At 68.0% G+C, this 19581-nt stretch carries 20 protein-coding genes; 11 read left to right on the forward strand and 9 right to left on the reverse strand.

The features are described from left to right. Positions 1 to 72: 72 nt before the first annotated feature. Both B7R21_RS05260 and B7R21_RS05265 read right to left on the reverse strand, forming a co-directional pair. Entirely contained in the window at positions 73 to 582 is a 510-nt protein-coding gene (locus B7R21_RS05260; RefSeq protein ID WP_116282183.1) for a DUF2809 domain-containing protein, read from the reverse strand. Between the two features lie 20 nt (positions 583 to 602). Then, a complete protein-coding gene (locus B7R21_RS05265) occupies positions 603 to 1223 on the reverse strand; it encodes a DUF3515 family protein (RefSeq protein ID WP_116282241.1) in 621 nt (206 codons plus the stop codon). 77 nt (positions 1224 to 1300) lie between these two features. On the opposite strand from B7R21_RS05265, the gene B7R21_RS05270 reads away from it, so the two are divergent. Both B7R21_RS05270 and B7R21_RS05275 read left to right on the forward strand, forming a co-directional pair. Continuing rightward, a complete protein-coding gene (locus B7R21_RS05270) occupies positions 1301 to 2470 on the forward strand; it encodes a thiamine-phosphate kinase (protein WP_116282242.1) in 1170 nt (389 codons plus the stop codon). An 85-nt stretch (positions 2471 to 2555) separates the two neighbouring features. After that, on the forward strand, positions 2556 to 2864 hold the full coding sequence (locus B7R21_RS05275; RefSeq protein ID WP_116282184.1) for a DUF7882 family protein: 309 nt from the start codon (positions 2556 to 2558) through the stop codon (positions 2862 to 2864). 22 nt (positions 2865 to 2886) lie between these two features. Here B7R21_RS05275 and B7R21_RS05280 read toward each other — a convergent pair whose 3' ends face one another. From B7R21_RS05280 to rsmD, 3 genes are all read right to left on the reverse strand, one after another. Then, positions 2887 to 4482, reverse strand: a complete 1596-nt coding sequence (locus B7R21_RS05280; RefSeq protein ID WP_116282185.1) for an MDR family MFS transporter — start codon at positions 4480 to 4482, stop codon at positions 2887 to 2889. After that, positions 4479 to 5099, reverse strand: coding sequence for a TetR/AcrR family transcriptional regulator (locus B7R21_RS05285; RefSeq protein ID WP_116282186.1), 621 nt, complete (start codon positions 5097 to 5099; stop codon positions 4479 to 4481). The genes B7R21_RS05280 and B7R21_RS05285 overlap by 4 nt, the downstream gene beginning before the upstream one ends. A 98-nt stretch (positions 5100 to 5197) precedes the next feature. Next, positions 5198 to 5779 (reverse strand): 16S rRNA (guanine(966)-N(2))-methyltransferase RsmD, encoded by a 582-nt coding sequence (rsmD, locus tag B7R21_RS05290; RefSeq protein WP_116282187.1) that lies wholly within the window; start codon positions 5777 to 5779, stop codon positions 5198 to 5200. Between the two features lie 51 nt (positions 5780 to 5830). Here rsmD and B7R21_RS05295 point away from each other — a divergent pair, with 51 nt between their 5' ends. From B7R21_RS05295 to cofC, 6 genes are all read left to right on the forward strand, one after another. Next, positions 5831 to 8134: an ATP-dependent DNA helicase RecG gene (locus B7R21_RS05295; protein WP_116282188.1), complete on the forward strand. Its 2304-nt coding sequence runs from the start codon at positions 5831 to 5833 to the stop codon at positions 8132 to 8134. A gap of 25 nt (positions 8135 to 8159) precedes the next feature. Next, complete coding sequence (gene coaD / locus B7R21_RS05300) at positions 8160 to 8645, forward strand: pantetheine-phosphate adenylyltransferase (protein WP_116282189.1); 486 nt, start codon at positions 8160 to 8162, stop codon at positions 8643 to 8645. Between the two features lie 89 nt (positions 8646 to 8734). Next, a complete protein-coding gene (locus B7R21_RS05305; RefSeq protein WP_116282190.1) occupies positions 8735 to 9121 on the forward strand; it encodes a peptidase inhibitor family I36 protein in 387 nt (128 codons plus the stop codon). A 185-nt stretch (positions 9122 to 9306) separates the two neighbouring features. After that, positions 9307 to 9993, forward strand: a complete 687-nt coding sequence (locus B7R21_RS05310) for a hypothetical protein (RefSeq protein WP_172592060.1) — start codon at positions 9307 to 9309, stop codon at positions 9991 to 9993. A 126-nt stretch (positions 9994 to 10119) separates the two neighbouring features. After that, positions 10120 to 10932 carry a coenzyme F420-0:L-glutamate ligase gene (locus B7R21_RS05315; protein ID WP_116282243.1) on the forward strand — a complete coding sequence of 271 codons (813 nt, stop codon included), beginning with the start codon at positions 10120 to 10122 and terminating at the stop codon, positions 10930 to 10932. Further along, complete coding sequence (gene cofC / locus B7R21_RS05320) at positions 10932 to 11585, forward strand: 2-phospho-L-lactate guanylyltransferase (protein WP_116282192.1); 654 nt, start codon at positions 10932 to 10934, stop codon at positions 11583 to 11585. The genes B7R21_RS05315 and cofC overlap by 1 nt, the downstream gene beginning before the upstream one ends. A 92-nt stretch (positions 11586 to 11677) precedes the next feature. On the opposite strand, the gene B7R21_RS05325 is transcribed toward cofC, so the two are convergent. Continuing rightward, positions 11678 to 12604 (reverse strand): spermidine synthase, encoded by a 927-nt coding sequence (locus tag B7R21_RS05325; RefSeq protein ID WP_116282193.1) that lies wholly within the window; start codon positions 12602 to 12604, stop codon positions 11678 to 11680. Positions 12605 to 12681: 77 nt separating this feature from the next. Here B7R21_RS05325 and B7R21_RS05330 point away from each other — a divergent pair, with 77 nt between their 5' ends. Beyond that, entirely contained in the window at positions 12682 to 13665 is a 984-nt protein-coding gene (locus B7R21_RS05330; protein WP_172592062.1) for an alpha/beta fold hydrolase, read from the forward strand. On the opposite strand, the gene B7R21_RS05335 is transcribed toward B7R21_RS05330, so the two are convergent. From B7R21_RS05335 to B7R21_RS05345, 3 genes are read right to left on the reverse strand one after another with little or no spacing between them, the layout of a single operon-like run. Then, entirely contained in the window at positions 13596 to 14702 is a 1107-nt protein-coding gene (locus tag B7R21_RS05335; protein WP_116282195.1) for a 2-phospho-L-lactate transferase CofD family protein, read from the reverse strand. The two genes, B7R21_RS05330 and B7R21_RS05335, sit on opposite strands and share 70 nt — an antisense overlap. Before the next feature lie 60 nt (positions 14703 to 14762). Beyond that, a complete protein-coding gene (locus B7R21_RS05340; protein ID WP_116282196.1) occupies positions 14763 to 15671 on the reverse strand; it encodes an LLM class flavin-dependent oxidoreductase in 909 nt (302 codons plus the stop codon). 56 nt (positions 15672 to 15727) lie between these two features. Continuing rightward, positions 15728 to 17101 carry a PLP-dependent aminotransferase family protein gene (locus B7R21_RS05345; RefSeq protein ID WP_116282197.1) on the reverse strand — a complete coding sequence of 458 codons (1374 nt, stop codon included), beginning with the start codon at positions 17099 to 17101 and terminating at the stop codon, positions 15728 to 15730. A gap of 103 nt (positions 17102 to 17204) precedes the next feature. Between B7R21_RS05345 and B7R21_RS05350 the strand changes: the two genes are divergently transcribed. Together B7R21_RS05350 and hydA are read left to right on the forward strand one after the other, a co-directional pair. Beyond that, the gene (locus B7R21_RS05350; RefSeq protein WP_116282198.1) at positions 17205 to 18053 is read left to right on the forward strand and encodes a nitrilase-related carbon-nitrogen hydrolase; all 849 of its coding nucleotides are present in this window, start codon (positions 17205 to 17207) and stop codon (positions 18051 to 18053) included. A gap of 27 nt (positions 18054 to 18080) precedes the next feature. Further along, on the forward strand, positions 18081 to 19520 hold the full coding sequence (hydA, locus tag B7R21_RS05355) for a dihydropyrimidinase (protein WP_116282199.1): 1440 nt from the start codon (positions 18081 to 18083) through the stop codon (positions 19518 to 19520). Positions 19521 to 19581: the final 61 nt, after the last annotated feature.

A 19581-nucleotide genomic window follows, 5' to 3' on the forward strand; every position in this document is an offset into this window, starting at 1 on the left:
GGCGTGGTTGCTCAGAATCGTGTCCGTGCGTTTGCGTTTGCGTTTGCGTCTGCGTCTGCGTTTGCGGCTGCGTCAGCGGCTGCGTGAGTGCCACTGGGCGGTGCGCGCGGTGGCATCGAGCGCGGTGATGACGGCGATTCCTGCCGCGTAGGAGAGGAGGTCGATGGGCGAGAAGGTACTGCCGAGCAGCAGTGCAGCGGGCGGGAACGAGCTCGCGATGCTGAGGGGAACACCGGTGAGCTGGAACAGCTCCACCGCAGCGCAGAGGATGAGGGCGACGAGGCCGATGCGCGCCGGGTGCACTCTCGGAGCGATCACAGCGACGACGAGGTAGACGAGCACGGCGTAGAGCGCGTCGCCGGCGATGTCCCCACCCGCGCCGGTGGCGAGGGTGTGCACTGACAGCCCGGCGATGATCGTCACCAGCGCCGCGGAGCCCAGTGCGAGGCGCCTCCGCAGTGTGCCTCTCTTTCGGAGCGTGCCGCGATTCCGGAGCGTGCCGCGATTCTGGTGCGTGCCGCTCCCTCGCAGTGCGTCGTGCGGCGGAACACCCGGGTCCGGCGCGGAAGCCGTGGAATCCATCTGTGTCGGGCGCGGGCGCGTCAGCCGGCCGGAGTCGGCGGCGTGGTCTCGATGACGAACGGTGCGCCGGTGTCAGCGGGTACAGACGTGGCGGGGTCGGTCGCCCCGTCGGACGCCCCGTCGGTGGCGGTGCCTCCCGTTCCGAGCACGTCGTCGGGGTTGGTGCAGACCGACGTCTGCGGGATGGCGGCGATGGCGCTCTGCAGGTCGATCAGCACGGTGGTCGCGGAGACCGCAGTGGAGTCCACGATCACCTGGGTCGCAGGGCTCCGGCCGAACGTCGTATAGGTGTAGCTGGGCTTCTCGGAGTCGTCTTCGATCCACTGGATGCTCTGGCCGGTCTGCCCGGTCGTTGTCCCGATGTCGAGGCAGGGCAGCGTGGTCGGGCCGTACTCGGCCACCCCGCAGCGAAGCAGCACCGAGGCGGGCGAACCCCACGCAGCCGTCGCCTGCGCATTCGTCTCGCGGCTCGTCTCTTCGGCGACCGTCAACGGAAGCCTCACCATCACTTCGGCGCACCCCGGGTCGGTGGCGCCGGCTGCGGGATCGAGAGCCACGGTCGGAGCGCAACCGGTCAGAGCTGCGACGACGAGGGCGGCCGCGAGGGCACCCGGAACCAGGAGGCGTTTGCGGGGAGACATCATCAACAGGCTACCGTTGAGCTGTGGACACCCGTGGGGCAGACCCTCAGCTTTCGCGCGAAGACGCACCCAGCAACATCAGAGTCGGAGGGCAGGCTGCCGCTTCGCCGGACGATACCCTCGCGAGCGTCGGCGAAGTCGCTGCACTGGCACGCATCTTCCCTCGGCTGCCGCACGCCGACGCGGCGCTGGTCGGCCCCGGAGACGACGCCGCCGTCGTGGCCGCGCCCGACGGGCGGTTCGTGGTGACGACGGACACGATGATCCACGGCCCCGACTTCCGGCTCGCCTGGTCGACGCCGCACGATCTGGGCTGGAAGGCCGCCGTGACGAACCTGTCGGATGTCGCAGCCATGGGAGCAACGCCGAGCGCACTCGTCGTGGCCATCGCCGCACCACTCGGCACGACGGTTGCTGCCCTCGAGGGCATCGCCGACGGGCTCCGGGACGCCTGCGCGGCACTTTCACCCGGCACCGGCGTGGTCGGCGGAGACCTGTCGGTGTCGAACACCCTGGTGCTGGCGGTGACGGCGTTCGGAGACCTGGCCGGACGTGCGCCGGTACTGCGGTCGGGGGCGCGCCCGGGCGACCGGGTCGCCGTGGCGGGAGCGCTCGGCCTTGCGGGGGCGGGGATCGCGAGACTCTTCGCCGAGGGGCAGTCCGACGCCAGCGCGCCAGAAGGCCTGCCGCCAAGCACGCAACAAGGCCTGCCGCCAAGCACGCAACACGGCCTGCCAGAAGTCGCGCCGGCGACCGTGCGGCCGGGCGGCATCCGCGTCCCCGACGCCGCCGCCGGGCGTGCGGTGCGTGCTGCGCACCCCGCCATCGTGGAGGCGCAGCTGACGCCGGTCTCGCCTCTGGCGGCCGGGCCGCGCGCTGCCGATGCCGGTGCCACCGCGATGCTCGACGTGTCTGACGGGCTGGTGCTCGATGCGGGGCGGATCGCCGTGGCCAGTGGGTGTTCTCTCGAGTTGTTCCATGACGCCATCGAAGCCGAAGGGCAGACCCTGCGGGGGCTCGACAGCTCGATCGGTGGAGAAGCCGTGGATTTCGTGCTCTGTGGAGGAGAGGACCACTCCCTCCTCGCGACCTTCCCTCCGACTGCGACACTGCCGGCGGAGTTCCGGGTGATCGGAGAGGTGCGCGACCGGGAGGACGGGCATCCGCCGGTCACCGTGGGCGGCAGAGCATACGTGAGGCCGGGTGGCTGGGACCCGTTCGGCGACTGGAACGGCGCAGTCGGCTGAGTCTGATCCCCGATTAGACTCAGGGACTGTACTGGCGCGATCGAGCAGTGAACGCGTGACTCGGCTGAACGGAGTGAGCGCGGACATGGGCAAACTGATCTACGGAACGCCCGGCGTGGAGATCGAGTTCGACGACCGGGTGCTCGCCCATCTGCGAGTGGTCATCGTCACGAAGCTCCGGCGGGCCGAGTCGTTCACGATGCAGTACGCCTACGGTCCGGATGCGGGAGCCGGTCACGCGTCACTCTGGATGCATCCGTCGATTCCGCTGCAGTTCAAGTTCTACGGCAGCAAGGAGCCGGTGCTGAACCGGGCCTGGATCGAAGCACTGATGCTCGGCGCGAGCACCACCGTCGGTCTGCAACTGCTCCCGGAGCCCGACCCCGGCCGCTGACCTTCCGCGGGCGGGAGGGTGCTCAGCGGCTCAGCGAAGCACCAGCAGCAGCGGAATCGGGAGCGGGCGCTGCGTCACGGTCGAGCGTCGTCGCCAGCGGCTTCTCCTTCACGAAGAAGAGCAGAACCGTCGCAATGAGCACCAGCGGCACCATGTAGAGGAACACCGGGGTCAGAGCGTCGTTGTACGACCCGACGATGATGTCGCGCACCGCGGATGGCAGGCTCCGCACCAGGTCGGGTGTGAACGAGTTGCTGCCACCGGCCGTGCCCGCACCAGCGGGAAGGCGCTCGGCCATCAGCGAGGTCAGCTTGGCGACGAACAGCGATCCGACCACGGCGGAGCCCAGGGAGGCACCGATCTGGCGGAAGTAGTTGTTCGACGCCGTCGCCGTGCCCACCTCACGGAGGGGGAACGAGTTCTGCACGATGAGGATCAGGATCTGCATGCACATACCGAGCCCGATACCCATGATCGCGAGGTAGGCGCAGATGATCCAGACGGGCATCCCTGCAGTCATGGTCGACAGCAGCAGGAGCGCTACCGCCGTGATGACCGTGCCGATGATCGGCAGGAACTTGTAGTGGCCCGTACGGCTGACGAGCTGGCCGGACCCGATCGAGGTGATCAACAGGCCCGCCATCAGCGGAATCAGCAGCAGACCGGCCTGGGTGGCGGTCGCCCCCGTCACCATCTGCATGTAGGTCGGCAGGTATGCCAGGGCTCCGAACATCGCGATGCCGATGATGAGGCCGGCGATCGTCGTCAGGTTGAAGTTGCGGTCCTTGAACAGGTGCGGAGGCATGATCGGCTCCACGGCGCGCCGCTCCACGAAGATGAACGCGAGAGCCGCCACCACGGTTCCGGCGATCAGGCCGATGATGGTGGGCGAATCCCACGCGTAGGTGTTGCCGCCCCACGTGGTGGTCAGCACGAGGCCGGTCGACGCGAGGGCGAGGAGCACCATTCCGGGAAAGTCGATCCGCGGCTTCGTCTGGGACCCCTTCGGCAGGTGCAGGAACATCACGGCTGACAGGATCGCCAGGATGCCCAGGGGGATGTTCATCCAGAATCCCCATCTCCAGCCGGGACCCTCGGTGAACCAACCGCCGAGCAGCGGACCGGCAACCGATGACAGCGCGAACACGCCGCCCATGATTCCCATGTACTTGCCGCGCTCGCGGGCGGGCACGACATCGGCGATGATCGCCTGGGAGAGGATCATCAGCCCGCCGCCACCGAGGCCCTGGATGGCGCGGCCCACGATGAGCTGGCCCATGTCGGGTGCGAGCCCTCCGACGATCGAGCCGAGGATGAACAGGCTGATCGCCGCGATGAAGAGACCCTTGCGACCGATGAGGTCACCGAGCTTGCCGTACACCGGCAGCATGATGGTGGATGCCAGAATGTAGGCGGTCGTGACCCACAGCATGTACTGCACGCCGTTGAGTTCCCCGACGATCGTGGGCAGTGCTGTGCTGAAGATGGTCTGGTCGAGCGATGCGAGCAGCATCGTCACCATCAGGCCGGCGAAGACGAGCAGGATGTTGCGTCTTGTTGACGGATCGGCCGCAGGTGTTGGTGCTGCAGCGACTTTCGGCGCGGTTGCGGTACTCATTGGATATTCTTCGTTACCTCTCTGACGAGCGAGGCCGCTCGTGATTCAAGCTGTTCTGGGGGAGTTGTGCTGCCGGCGGCGACCCACTCCCTGATCGCGATCCGAACGCCGCTGCCGCAGAGCGCGAGCAGCATTTCGGGGTTGGTCTGAAGGCGGGACGGATCGGGATCGCTCGCAACGAGCGTTCTGACGGCGGCGACGAGCTCATCGGCCATGCGTGTCATCTGGTTGAGCTGCCGGGAGAGCAGCTCGGGATGAGTCTTGACGATGTCCATGCGCTGTTCGCGGAGATCGGCCTCGCCGATCATCGGCGCGATGACGGCGAGCAGCAGCCGCACAACAGACGACACGAGCTCGCTGCCGTCGGCGCGCACGGTGTGGAGGCGTATCGTCTGGCTCGTGAGCTGGAGGTCGCGCACGCCGAGCACGGCGTCTTCCTTGCTGTCGAAATAGTTGAAGAACGTGCGCGGCGAGACTCCGGCCTCCTCGCTGATCGCATCGACGGTCGCCAGGGCGAGTCCGTCCCGGAGCGCGAGCGTGACCGCAGCGCGTTCGAGCCGGGCTCGTGTCTCGATGCGCTTGCGATCACGCAGCCCGAGCTCGGAGGAAGTATTCATAGACGCAACTTTACGCTTTGTGCAAAGTTACGCAAGTGCAAACTTGCAGTACTGCAGCTATATCTCAGGTTTGGGGGCAGATCCTGTGAGACCTCAGATCACGCCGTGGTGAGCCACCACAGGGTCGTCTCGCCGTAGTCCTTGCGGCGATCGACCACCAGGGTCGCCGGCAGCGTCGGCTGGGGGGAGCGGGAGGTGCGTTCGACCACGATCACGGCGCCGGGCGTGACCCGGGGGGCGAGCATCCGCAGACCGTCCGCCAGTTCGTCCTCGGGCAGGTGGTAGGGCGGGTCCACGAACACGATGTCGAACGTCGAGACGGTCGCGGCGAGAAAGTGCGCCACCGACTGGGTCAGAACGTGGATACGCGGCTTCGGCGCACCGCGTTGCCCAGCGCCAGCGGCCGCCTTCTGGATGACCGCAGCATTGTTCTTCGCCACGCGGGCAGCTGCGGGGTTCTTCTCGACCAGGGTGATCTCCGCGGCGCCGCGGCTGGCGGCTTCCAGCCCGAGTGCACCCGAGCCGGCGTAGAGGTCGAGCACGGCCGAGCCCGCCACGGCGCCGCGCGCCTCGAGGGCGGAGAAGATCGCCTCCCGCACCCGGTCGCTGGTCGGGCGAGTGCCCGTCGGGGGGACGGCGAGCCGCTGGGAGCCGGCGTATCCGGCGATGATGCGGGTCATTGAAGAAACCCTAGCGCTCCCGCTGTCGGGGGCGACGCCTAGAATCGGCGTATGAATGCGGCGGCAGGTCCATCCGGAGGCAGGGCGAGTCGTGCCGCAGCCGCGCTCGCCGCACCGATCGACCCCGACATCGGGAAGGTGCCGCCCTCTCCCGCTGTTCCCCGGGGCAGCGCGACGCTCGATTCGAAGATCGCGGCCATCCTCGGCGGCCGCACCGCCGGCGCCCTGCAGAAGGCCTTCGGCATCAGCACGGTGGCCGACATGCTCGCCCACTATCCGCGTCGCTACGCGCGCCGGGGCGAGCTCACAGCCCTCGACGAACTGCCCAAGGGCGAGACGGTGACGATCGTCGCCGAGGTTCGGTCGGTCTCGGAGCGCAGCATGAAGGCCCGCCGCGGCTCGATCCTCGAGGTGTCGATCTCCGACGGCCACGGCATCCTCTCGCTCACGTTCTTCAACCAGTCGTGGCGTGCGAACCAGCTCCGCCCCGGCGTGCGCGGAATCTTCACCGGCAAGGTCTCCGACTACCGGGGGGCGCTGCAGCTCGCGCATCCCGACTACGAACTCTTCGACGACCTCACGCTCGACACCGGGTCCGCGTCGGCCAAGAAGTGGGCGGAGATGCCGATCCCGATCTACCCGGCGAGCGCCTCGATGGCGAGCTGGCAGGTGCAGAAGTCCGTCGAACTGGTCCTGGATGCCCTGGGGGCCGTCGGCGATCCGGTGCCGGTCGACGTGCGAACCGAGCGCGGTCTCGTCGACTTTCGCGAAGCGCTCGAACTCGTGCATCGCCCGCAGCGCGACAGCGACTGGAAGCGGGCGCGGGAGGCGCTGCGCTACCAGGAGGCCTTCGTGCTGCAGATGGCGCTGCTCGAACAGCGCCAGGCCGCGCATGCGCTGAAGGCCGTGCCACGCGTGCCGAAGCCCGGCGGCTACCTCGAGCGGTTCGACCGTGCGCTCGCCTTCACCCTGACGGGCGACCAGCAGCTCGTGGGCAGCGAGATCAGCACCGACCTGGCCCGCGGCGAGCCGATGAACCGCCTCGTGCAGGGTGAGGTGGGGTCGGGCAAGACGCTGGTGGCGCTCCGGGCGATGCTCGCCGTCGCCGATTCAGGGGGCCAGGCGGCCCTCCTCGCCCCCACCGAGGTGTTGGCCTCGCAACATCTCCGCTCGATCGTCCGAACACTCGGCCCCGACCTCGCCGCCGAACTCGTCCCCACCCTGCACACCGGCCAGCTCCCTGTCGCTGCCCGCCGCAAGGCCCTGCTCCGGATGGTGTCGGGCCAGGCCAAGATCGTGATCGGCACCCATGCGCTCCTGAGCGACAACGTGCAGTTCTACGACCTCGGCCTCGTCGTCGTCGACGAGCAGCACCGCTTCGGAGTCGAGCAGCGCGAGGCGCTCCGCAAGAAGGGCGTCCAACCCCCGCACGTGCTGGTGCTGACGGCCACGCCGATCCCCCGAACCGTGGCGATGACCGTGTTCGGCGACCTCGACATCTCGACGATCAGCGAGCTCCCGGCGGGTCGGCAGGGCATCTCGAGTTTCGTGGTGCCTCTCGCTGAGAAGCCCGGCTGGGTCGGGCGCATCTGGGAGCGCACGGCGGAGGAGCTGGCGCTCGGTCGCCAGGCCTTCGTGGTCTGCCCTGCCATCGAGCCCACCGTGGCCGAGAACGCCGACGCTCTCGAAGACGACGGTGAGGGGGCCGACGGCCCGGAGGGCGGGGCCGGGCCGAAGCCTCCGCTCGCCTCGGTGTCGACCGTGCTGCTCGAGCTCCGCGCCAACCCCCTGCTGGCAGGGTCCCGCATCGAACCCCTGCACGGCCGTATGACGGCCGACGAGAAAGACCAGACCATGCAGGCCTTCGCGGCCGGCGAGATCGATCTCCTGGTGGCGACGACCGTCATCGAGGTCGGCGTCGACGTTCCGAACGCCTCCACCATGGTCGTTCTGGATGCCGAACGGTTCGGTGTCTCGCAGCTGCACCAGCTCCGCGGCCGGGTGGGCAGAGGCGGCGTGCCGGGGCTCTGCCTCCTGGTGACCAACGCGCCGCTCGAGACGCTCGGACGGGAACGAGTGGATGCCGTGGCCTCCACCATCGACGGCTTCGAGCTCGCCCAGATCGATCTCGAGCTCCGCCGCGAGGGCAACGTGCTCGGCAGCAACCAGTCCGGCGGCCGGTCGTCGCTTCGCCTGCTCCGGGTGGTGAGCGACGGTGACCTCATCGGCGAGGCGAGGCAGGCAGCGGCAGAAGTGCTGGCCTCCGATGCCTCGCTCGCCGGGCATCCGGAGCTGCGCGCAGCCCTCACGCGCCGACTCGACGAGAACGATCGGGCCTTCCTCGCCAAGAGCTGACCGGGGGGCTTGCTAATCTGGGGGTATGAGCACCATTGCGGTCGTCCCCGGTTCGTTCGACCCGGTGACCCTCGGCCACCTCGACGTGATCGGGCGTGCGGCCGGGATCTTCGATGAAGTCCACGTGCTGGTGGTGCACAATCCTGACAAGTCGGCTCTGCTGCCGATCGCCCAGCGTGTCTCCCTCATCCAGCAGGCGATCGCCGACGGCGGTCTGCCGGAGAACATCATCGTCACCTCGTGGAGCGTCGGCCTGCTGGTCGACTACTGCGTCGAGGTCGGCGCGAAAGTGCTCGTCAAGGGCATCCGCTCGCAGGTCGACGTGGCCTACGAGACGCCGATGGCGATCGTGAACCGCAACCTCTCGGGCGTGGAGACGGTCTTCCTGCTGCCCGACCCGGCGCATGCCCACGTCTCCAGTTCGCTCGTACGCCAGGTCGCTGGTCTCGGTGGCGACGTCTCGCCCTACGTTCCGCCGGTGGTCGCCGAGTTCCTGCAGTCCCCCCGCTGACGGTGCCGGGCTGCCCGCCTCGGGTGACCATGACGCGAGTCGTCTGTTGACTTCCACGGGCAGATGAGGGACAGTTCTGATTACTGAAGATGAGTAATCATCAGATTGGATGTTCCACGAAGAAAAGAACTGCGATCCTTGCCGTTTCGACGCTGATCGGAGCGGCGGTCCTCGGCGCAGCAGCGCCAGCGTCCGCCGCGAATCTCTGCGGAAGCGGGTACATGTGTGCCTGGCAGGGGTACAACTATGACACCGGCTGGACGGGCCTCATCACGTCGAGCCCGTGGGACGAAAGGCTGGTCGCCTTCAATGACACCGCTTCGTCGGTCTTCTGCAACGGCAACTACATGAACATAAGGGCCTACGAGCATGCGGACTTCGGTGGGCGGTGGGTGGGTGTGATCCGCGCCAACGGGATTCCTGATCTGCGGTCGCGGAGCTTTGACAACATCCTCTCGAGCTGGAGGTGGGTCTGATGCGCGCGCGAACGACGCGAACGACGCGCGTGGCTGTGGCCGGGGCCTGTGTCGCTGTCTGCGCAACTCTGCTTTCCTCCTGTGCGGGCGCGTCCGGTGCCGCGACCGGCACGATGCGGGAGGACGAGCGGCCTCAGGTCGTTGTCGGTGCGGCGAGGCTCGACGCGGCCCACGAAGACGTGCTGATGCCGCTGGGGGCATTCCAATTGCAGCCTGCTGAATACGCTCTGCTCCGCCGTGCGTCGGACGACCTGGTGCAGCAGTGCGTCGCGAGGGCGGGCTTTCCGCTCGTCTTCCCCGCGCGAAGTTCGACCGAGGAGCTGTCCGTGACGCACTTCTCCTTCGGAGTCTGGACGGAGGGTCGGGCCGCCGCATACGGATATGGCCTCGTGCCGCGAACTGCGGGGGAGACTGCTTTCGAAACCGACCTTGCAGGCGGTGATCGCGCTCGGCTGGCTGCCGTGCAGGACTGCAACGCGCAACCGGAGGCCAGCGAACTGAACGACGGCAGAGAATCGAACGGCGTCGCCAGCAACGCAGACAGCGAGAGCTGGCTCCAGATGGAGTCCGACCCGCGTTCGGTAACGATCATCGAAGCGCATCGCAGCTGTATGGCGGGGCATGATGTGCAGGTTGCAGATGACTGGTCGGTCGAGGGCTTCGAATCCATGACAGTGGAACAGCGGATCGCGACCGCGCTGCTCGATGTGGGATGCAAGCGGGAATCGAATTTCGTTCAGGGCCTCGCGGACATCGCGGCCGCCTACCAGCAGCACTTCATCGAGCGTCATGCCACCGAGTTGAACGAGGAGAGAACCCAGCTCGCATCCCTTCTCGCTCGTGCGGAACAGATTGTGGGAGAACTGGGCTGACCGGCCTCGGCGACCAGGAGGAGTCCAGATTCATCCCGGCACCGGCTGGCGTGCGACAGCGAGGTGAGAGAATCGACTCATGAGCGACTCCGCCCGGCGTGCTGCCGAGACCCCGAACTGCCCCTGCTGACCGTGCCGGCGATCCAGGTGTATGCCCTCGCGGGCATGGGCGAGGTGGCGGCGGGCGACGCGCTCGACGAGCTCATCGCTGTAGCGCTCGCGGGCCAGGGCCTCGACGTCGAAGACGGCGACATCCTCGTCGTGACCAGCAAAATCGTCTCGAAAGCCGAGGGTCGTTCCGTGCGGGCGGATGATCGGGAAGAGGCGATCACAGCCGAGACCGTTCGCGTGGTCGCCACTCGCGCCCATCCGGGTGGTGTGACGCGCATCGTCGAGAACCGTCTCGGCATCGTGCAGGCCGCAGCGGGAGTGGATGCCAGCAACACGCCGTCCGGCACCGTGCTGCTGCTGCCGGTCGACCCGGATGCGTCGGCCAGGCAGCTCGCCACGGCCCTCCGCGCGCACCTCGGGGTTCGGTTGGGCATCCTCGTCTCCGACACCCTCGGGCGAGCGTGGCGCGAGGGCCAGACCGATGCCGCGATCGGTTCGGCCGGCGTGCTGGTCGTCGACGACCTGCGCGGGGGAGTCGACACCTTCGGGCAGAGGCTCGAGGTCACTCAGATGGCCGTCGCCGACGAGATCGCCGCTGCCGCCGATCTGGTGAAAGGCAAGGCGAGCGGGATGCCCGTCGCGCTGGTACGCGGGTTGTCGCAGTTCGTCGTCGATTCGCTCGAGACGCCCGCGCGCGCGTTGACGCGCACCGGGCCGACGGACATGTTCCGGCTCGGAACCGACGAGGCGCTCGCCGAGGGCCGGGCGACCGGTTATGCCGAGGGTTTCGCGGCCGGGCGCCTGGCCGGGCTGGCCGAGCGGCCGTGATGGAGTGGATCATCGTCGTGCCGGTGAAGGGATCGGATCTCTCGAAGACCCGGCTTGCGGATCTGCCTGCGTCGGTGCTCGAGCGGCGACGCCTGGCCCTGGCTTTTGCGCTCGACACCGTGGAGGCGCTTCGCGCCTCGTCCCGGGTCGCGGAGATCCTCGTCGTGACGGGCGACACCGAGTCGACCGCCGCGCTGTCATCGCTCGGCGCCCGCATCATGGCCGACCCCGGCGAGGGACTGAACGCGGCCATCTCGGTGGGGATCACCGAGGCGCGGCGCCGACGGCCTGAGGCCTTCGTCGCCGCAATCACGGCTGACCTGCCGTCGCTCACCACCGCGGACCTCGACGACGCGCTGCACGCTGCCGCCGGTCATCCTGCATCGTTCGTGGCCGATCTGCAGGGTATCGGAACGACCACGATCGCGGCCCGGCCCGGTGTGCCTCTCGTGCCGCGGTTCGGCCAGGGATCTGCGGCCGCTCATCGGGCGGCCGGGCTGGTGCCGCTCGATCTGCCGCCGGCTTCGAGCCTCCGCCGTGATGTGGATACCCCAGCTGACGTCGCACAGGAGGTGACGACTTTCGGTCGACACACCCGACAGGTCCTGGCCGCCGACGCGGAACACCTTCGGCGTTCCCTGGAACGAAGATGAGATATCATCGAGTATGGGGCCGTGCCCGGCTCCACTGAGTCTCTTCGAAGGGAGGTGACGTCGATGGGTACCATGAAACCTTCGCCGCGACCCTAGTCGCAACCGTCACCGACGTGATCTCCTGCACTGGGCGATGGGGAGTCGGTGGCGTCGGAGTCTGTGAGGGGCGTGGCGCCTGAGATCCAGTTCCGCAGCTCGTCACCGGCGAAGACGCGGGGCGGATTGTGGTCACCCACAGGCCAGCCCGGTGCAGTGAGGAGGTCGAGAGGGCGGTTCGAGGCGAGGAGCACGATGTTGCCGCTGCGAACAGGGTCGGGAATGGTGCGAGGCGCCTTGTCGGGACCGGTGTCGTCGAACATCCGGCTGTCCATCGCGACCACAACGTGATCGAAGAGCAGGCCGAGTGCGGCGGCCTGCCGACGGATGTACACGCATCCGGGCCCGTCGAGGAGGTTGACGGCGAGCATCCCGCCCGGAGCGCACAGGGACTCTAGCTGAGTGTAGAACTCGATACTTGCGACCTGCGACCCGATCGTCGATCCCGCCCACAGGTCGACCACCGTGACGTCGGCGTTCCGCCATGGTGCGCGCGGCTCGCTCGAATCGCTCCCCGCCCTCCCGTCGACTATGGCCCGAGCGTCACCGAACAGGAGGCGCACATCGCTTCCCTTATCGAGCGGCAGGATGCCGAGCACGTCGATGGTGCGCTCCGCTTCGGATTCCACCGCGTACTGCACTGACCCTGGCCGGGTTGCCTGGACGTAGCGGGGCAGGGTCAGGGCGCCCGCGCCGAGGTGGGCGAAGACGAGGGGGATCCCCGCCGCTGCCCGGGTGTCGATGGCCCGGGCGATATGGCGGGCGTAGTCGAAATCGACCAGGGTGGGGTCGGCCAGGCAGATCTGCGACTGTGGCACGCCGTCGACGGTCAGGCGATAGGTGCGAGTCGGTTCGTCGACGACCGACACCTCCGCCCGCTGGCCGTTGACGACGCTTCGGTAGATGATCTCGTCGGCTGGCATTCTTCTACTCTATATTAAACGACAAAATCTCATCAACTGTGAGCTTTCGGTTTGTGCGCCCGTGACGAACACCTGTGGTGAACTCCAGTGAACTCCCCATGGCCGCCCGCGACTACGGGCATTTCGGCGTGACAGCCGACCCGGAGGCCTTCGGGCTCGTCACCTCCGTCGCCCTGACCTCGGCCGGGCCGATCACAGTCAGGCACGGCCGCCGTTCGGGCCGCGACGACGCGAGGGCGATCATCCTGCTGCACGGAGCGGCCGGCTCGTGGAGTACCTTCACGCCGCTCCTGTCTGCCGCAGACCTCGGGGCCACCGGCGGGGCATACGCCTCTTTCGAAGACCTGGTCATTCCCGATCTCGCGGGCTGGGGCGACTCCGCTCTCGCCACCAGGGCCGAAGACCGCAGCATCGAAGTCGTCGCCGCATCGGTGGCGGAGGTTGCCCGCTCCCTCGGCTACGACCGGTGGATGATCGTGGGCCACTCCCTCGGCGGTTTCGTCGCCCTCGAACTCGCCGCCGCCGAGCAGACGGCCACCGAGCGTGTGCTTCTGGTCTCGCCGACGACGTTCGGCGTCGCGGCGGCCGTGCGCCAGCCTTTCCGGGAGCTCCGGAACCTGCCCGCCTATGTCGGCATGCTCGGGGTCATGCTCGTGCTTGCGAGGCTCGGCCGGTTCGGCACCCGATTCGTCGCTCTGATCGGGCCGACCCGGTTCTTCCGACGGTCGATGGGCCCGCTGTTCGCTCACCCCGGGCGGATCGCGCAGAGTGTGTACCGTGCGCTCGCCGCCGAGGCGCGGCCTCTGTCGTTCGTGCTTGCGTCGGCTTGTGCGGGCGAGTACGACGCACGGCGTTGGGCGGGCATCCGGTGCCCGGTTCGTTCGCTCCGCGGCAGCAGGGATGTCTTCGTCGCCGACGATGACCACGTTCGGCTGGCGGCGACGATCCCCGACTTCGTGGGCGGCATCCTCGACGACGCGGGCCACTTCGGTCAGATCGAGCGGCCTGTCGAGGTGCTCGAGCGGCTGTTCCCGGCCACCAGGGCATCGGCGGCGAGCTGAGCTGCCTGGTCGACCGTGTTCATCCAGAGCGGAACGACACTCACCCGCAGCCCGGCGGCCTCCATCTTCTCGGCGAGGCCGGCGTCCGATTCGTCGATCAGCCAGGCATCGAGGATCCCGCCGTTCGCCCGGGAGCCGTAGTGCATCCCCACCGCGTCGGCAGCCACGGCCACGCCGATCGCGTCGAGGCAGGCCTTCGCCATTCCGCGCACCGGCGAGCCGGAGATGATGGGCGAGACGCCGACCACGGGCGCGGGTGTCGAGCGCAGGGCCTCACGGATGCCCGGCACCGGCAGGATCGTGCCGATCGAGACCACGGGGTTCGACGGGGCGACCAGCACGACATCCGCGCCGAGGATCGCCTGGACGACGCCCGGCGCCGCCGTGGCGGATTCGAGACCGTGCTGTTCGAAACGGAGGGCCGGCAGTGACGCGCGGTAGTGCACCCACCACTCCTCGAAGTGCATGGTGCGGGTGCCGCCTGTCGCGTCTGAATCGTCTGTCGCGTCTGCATGGTCTGTCGCATCGGGCCCGTCGACTCCGCCGCTGCCGTCGACTCCGCCTCTGCCGTCGGCAGCCACCACCACATGCGTCTCGACCGGCTGGTCGCTCATCGGGAGCAGCTTCACACCGAGATTCCAGCGCGCGGTGATCTGGTCGGTCACCTCGCTCAACGTCAGTCCCTCGCGAAGGAGATGGGAACGGGTGATGTGGGTACCGAGGTCGAGGTCGCCCAGGGTGAACCACGGCCAGCCCACCCCGTAGGCGGTCAGTTCTGCGCTCACCCGCTCGGACTCGCCGAGCCGACCCCATCCGCGCACCTCATCGTTCGCGCCGCCCAGGGTGTACATGATCGAGTCGAGGTCGGGGCAGACCCGGAGCCCGGTCAGCCAGAGGTCGTCCCCGGTGTTCACGACCACCGTCACCTCGGCGGTCGTGCCGCCGCTGGCGTCGGGCAGGGTGTCACGCAGGTGCTGTCTCAGCCCCCGCAGGAACTTCGCTCCACCAACGCCACCGGCCAAAACGGTTATCTTCACATTCCATCCTCACACCTGTGCTGCGGCCGACGAAACCGAGCGCCGCGCGGGCGCACCGGCTCAGCGCCAGCCGTCGAGCCGGGACGCGACCTCCTCGAGCACGGCCTCCGAGGCGGCATACACGCCCTCGGCCCGCGGCCAGTGCGTGATGACATCGGTGAAGCCGAGTGCGGATGCCCGCTCCACCATCCGCTCGAATGCCCCGACATTGGCCAACGACACCTGACCGCCCGAGTCGAGCGACAGGTACCGGTCGATCGTCGCCGGGTCCCGACCCTCCGCCTCCGCGGCGGAATCCAGCCGGTGCACCAGGGTCTCGACCGCGCTCCACCACTCTTCGCCAACCGCGCCATCTGCCCCCGTGGTGACCCAGCCCTGGCCGAACCGGCTCACGAGTGCCAGCCCTTTCGGCCCGTTTGCTGCCAGTACGAAGGGAACGCGGGGCTCCTGCGCCGGCCGGCCCACCATTCGCGCATCGCGGGCGGTGTACCACTCCCCGTCGAACGTGATTCCGGATGATGCGGCCGCCCCCGGGACATCCGGAGCCGCCTCGAACCGCAGCAGCCGGTCGGTCAGCTCGACGAACTCGGCGAAACGCTCGTGGCGCTGGCGGGGCGTGAGTTCCTGCTGGCCGAGCACGAAGGCGTCGAAGCCGGTTCCGCCGGAACCCACCCCGAGCAGGAAGCGGCCACCTGAGATGTCGTCGAGGGTCGCCACCTCCTTCGCGAACGGAACGGGGTGCCGGAAGTTCGGTGACGACACGAAGGTTCCGAGCCGGATGCGCGAGGTGACGGTCGCGGCCGCCGTGAGGGTCGGCATCGTCGCCCCCCACGGTTCGCCGGCCAGCGATCGCCAGGAGAGGTGGTCGTAGGTCCACGCGTGGTCGAAACCGAGCTGTTCGGCGGCCTCCCATTTCGGGCGGGCCACGGCCCACGGGTCTTGGGGGAGGATGACGATTCCGAAGCGCATGCGCCCAGTCTAGGGACGCCCGCCGACACCGGCTCGGCGCACCAGGGAGGGCGTGCTCAGACCGCCCGGAGCACCCCGGGAGGCGCCTCCCCGAGGGCGGCCGCGGCGAGCAGAGCGGCAACCTCCTGCACGTCGTTCTGCACGAGACCCGCCGTCACCCTGACGTGCGCGCGCTGGCCGCCCCCGGGATCCGTCGACGACTGGAACGAGGTGCCCGCAGCCACTCGGATCCCGCTCGCGGCCAGCGACACCATGGCTGCCTTCTCGTCGCGCACCGGCAGCCAGAGGTTGATGCCGTCAGCCGATGCCACAGTGAGCCCGTGGCTCCCGAGTGCCGCAGCGAGAGCCTGCTGGCGCGCCCGGTAGGTGTCGCGTGCCCGGGCGACCTGCGCCGCCGACTCGGGAGCTGTGAGCAACTCGAACAGGATCACCTGCAGCATCCGCGAGGTCCAGCCAGGCCCGAGCATTCGGCGCGCAACGATACGGTCGATGAGCGCAGACGGCCCCGCGAGGGCTCCGATCCGCAGGTCGGGGCCGTGGGATTTCGCATAGCTCCGGATGTGCAGCACCCGGTGCGGCAGCCACGAGCCGAGGCTGAGCGCCGGTGCAGAACTGATTTCGGCCGAGTGGTCGTCCTCGATGATCACCGGGTCTGTGAGGTGCGAGTGCGCCCGCAGCACCCGTACGAGTTCCTCGGCGCGCTTCGCCGTCATCGATGCGCCGGTGGGATTGTGGGCCCGCGGCTGCAGGATGATCGCGGCCGGGTTGGTGGCGAGGGCCCGCGCCAGGGCTTCCGGCCGCATGCCGTGTTCGTCGATGGCTACGGGTACCCGCTCCGCCCCGAACTGTTCGAGGAGGTCGAAGAACGGCGGGAAGGAGGGGTCTTCGACGAGCACGCGGTCGCCGTAGCGCACCACCATCTCGAGCGAGCGGGAGACCGCATCGAGTGCGCCGTCGAGAATCGTCAGGCTTTCAGGTGAGTAGGGCCAGGATGCCCGGAGCTGGCGTTCGAGTTCTGGCAGCACCCGCTGGGTGAGGTAGCTCGACGTGTCGGCCCGGGCGGGCACGCGGGCAAGTGCCAGGCCGAGGGAGGGGAGGAGGGCCGGATCGGGGGTTCCGGAGGAGAGGTCGAGGCGGGCCTCGACATGGGTGCCGGCGAGTTCGGCGAAGTGGGCGGGCATCCAGGTCGTGCCGGCCTTCAGCACGAAGCTGCCGGCGCGGCCCCGGGAGGTGATGAGGCCGACCCCGGCGAGGGCCTGCCAGGCGCTCGAGACGGTCGCCGGGCTCACCCCGAGGGCGCGCGCGAGGTCCCGCACGGTGGGCAGCCGGTCGCCGGAGGCGATGCCGCCCGACCGGATCAGTCGGGACACCGCCGCGGCGATGGCCTCGGGCGTCCTGTTCTCCACAGCCTCGACGATCTGGTCGATCATCCACACCTCTTGACTTATTTTTACGCCTGCGTCACAGTCTGAAACACGAGAGAAATGTTCAGAACCAATAATAACAAAACGGGCTTCGAGAGGAATTGCACCAATGACGGTTGTACGCGCAGCGATCACTCAGACGACCTGGACAGGCGACAAGGAGTCGATGATCCAGAAGCACGAGCAGTTCGCCAGGGATGCGGCGGCTGACGGCGCCCAGGTCATCTGTTTCCAGGAGCTGTTCTACGGCCCCTACTTCGGAATCACCGAAGACAAGAAGTACTACCGCTACGCCGAACCTGCCGACGGGCCGATCGTGCAGCGGTTCGCCGCGCTCGCCAAGGAACTGAACCTCGTCATCATCCTGCCGATCTACGAAGAGGACATCACGGGTGTGTACTACAACACCGCGGTGATCGTCGAATCCGACGGCACGATCCTCGGCAAGTACCGCAAACACCACATCCCTCACGTCGACCGGTTCTTCGAGAAGTTCTACTTCCGCCCGGGCAACATGGGCTACCCCGTCTTTGACACGTCTGTCGGCAAGATCGGCCTGTACATCTGCTACGACCGGCACTTCCCCGAGGGCTGGCGGGAGCTCGGGTTGAACGGTGCGCACATGGTCTTCAATCCGAACGCCACGAAGCCGGGGCTGTCGAACCGGCTCTGGGAGGTCGAGGGGCCGGCCGCTGCGGTCGCGAACGGCTACTTCGTGATGCAGCCCAACCGGGTGGGCCGCGAAGACAACGAGTACGGCGAACTCGCCGTCGACTTCTACGGCACCAGCCAGGTGATCGACCCGCGCGGGAACTTCGTGGGCGAACGCGGATCCGGAACCGACGAAGAGATCCTGATCCGCGACCTCGAGCTCGACCTGGTGAGGGAGATGCGCGACGACTGGCAGTTCTACCGCGACCGCCGGCCTGAGTCGTACACCTCGATCCCCAAGCCGTAGGTTGTCCGAAACGAGGGAGTTGAACCGATGAAGACACTCATTTCCAACGGCACCGTGGTGAACGCGACAGGTGTCGCCACCGCCGACGTGCTGATCGACGGCGAGACGATCGCGGCCGTGCTGGCACCCGGATCGGCCCTGCTCGGGTTCGACGTCGCGGCCAATGTCGACCGGGTCATCGATGCGCGGGGCAAGTACGTCATCCCGGGCGGCATCGACGCGCACACGCACATGGAGATGCCGTTCGGCGGCACCTTTGCGAGCGACACGTTCGAGACCGGCACCCGGGCGGCGGCGTGGGGCGGCACCACCTCGATCGTCGACTTCGTCGTGCAGTACGCGGGCGAGAACATCCTCGACCAGTACCAGGCGTGGCATCAGAAGGCCGCGGGCAACTGCGCCATCGACTACGGTTTCCACCAGATCCTCTCGGATGTGCAGGACTCCTCGCTCACGGCGATGGATGAACTGCTGAACGAGGGCGTCAGCTCTTTCAAGCTCTTCATGGCCTACAAGGGCGTCTTTCTGAGCGACGACGGCCAGATCGTCAAGGCGATGCAGCGTGCGAGTGAGAACGGTGCGCTGATGATGATGCACGCCGAGAACGGCAGCGTCATCGACCTGCTCGTGCAGCAGGCTGTGGCCCGCGGCGACACGTCTCCGTACTTCCACGGCACCACGCGTCCCTGGCAGGCCGAGGAGGAGGCGACCCACCGGGCCATCATGCTCGCGAACCTCACCGGCGCGCCGCTCTACATTGTGCACGTGAGCGCCAAGCAGGCCGTCGAACAGATCGCCATCGCGCGCGACCGCGGCCAGAACGTGTTCGCCGAGACCTGCCCGCAGTACCTCTACCTCTCGCTCGAAGAGCAGCTGGGTGCATCCAGCGCCGAATGGGGCGACTTCGAGGGTGCGAAGTGGGTCTGTTCCACTCCGCTGCGCTCGCGGGCGGAAGGCCACCAGCACCACATGTGGCAGGGGCTCCGCACGAACGACCTGCAGGTCATCTCCACCGACCACTGCCCGTTCTGCATGAAGGGGCAGAAGGACATGGGGGTCGGCGACTTCTCGAAGATCCCGAACGGCATCGGTTCGGTCGAACACCGCATGGACCTGATCTACCAGGGTGTCGTGATGGGCGAGATCAGCCTGCCGCGCTGGGTCGAGCTCACGTCGACCACGCCCGCCCGCATGTTCGGCATGTACGGCAAGAAGGGTGTCATCCAGCCCGGAGCCGACGGAGACGTCGTGATCTACGACCCGAACGGCCACACCTCGATCGGCGTCGGTGAGGGCCGCTCGCACCACATGAACATGGACTACTCGGCCTGGGAGGGCTACGAGATCGACGGCCACGTCGACACCGTCATCTCCCGCGGCAAGGTCATCGTCGACGACAACGAATACCTCGGCACCAAGGGTGACGGCAAGTACTTCAAGCGCGGCCTCTCGCAGTATCTGATCTAGCCACTTTCTGCGCAGCCGGTCCCCGCCCGGCTGCACATACGTCACTCAGCCCCACCTCCTC

Origin of the sequence: Subtercola boreus, assembly GCF_003399625.1 — a bacterium.
GTDB classification, from domain to species: domain Bacteria; phylum Actinomycetota; class Actinomycetes; order Actinomycetales; family Microbacteriaceae; genus Subtercola; species Subtercola boreus_C.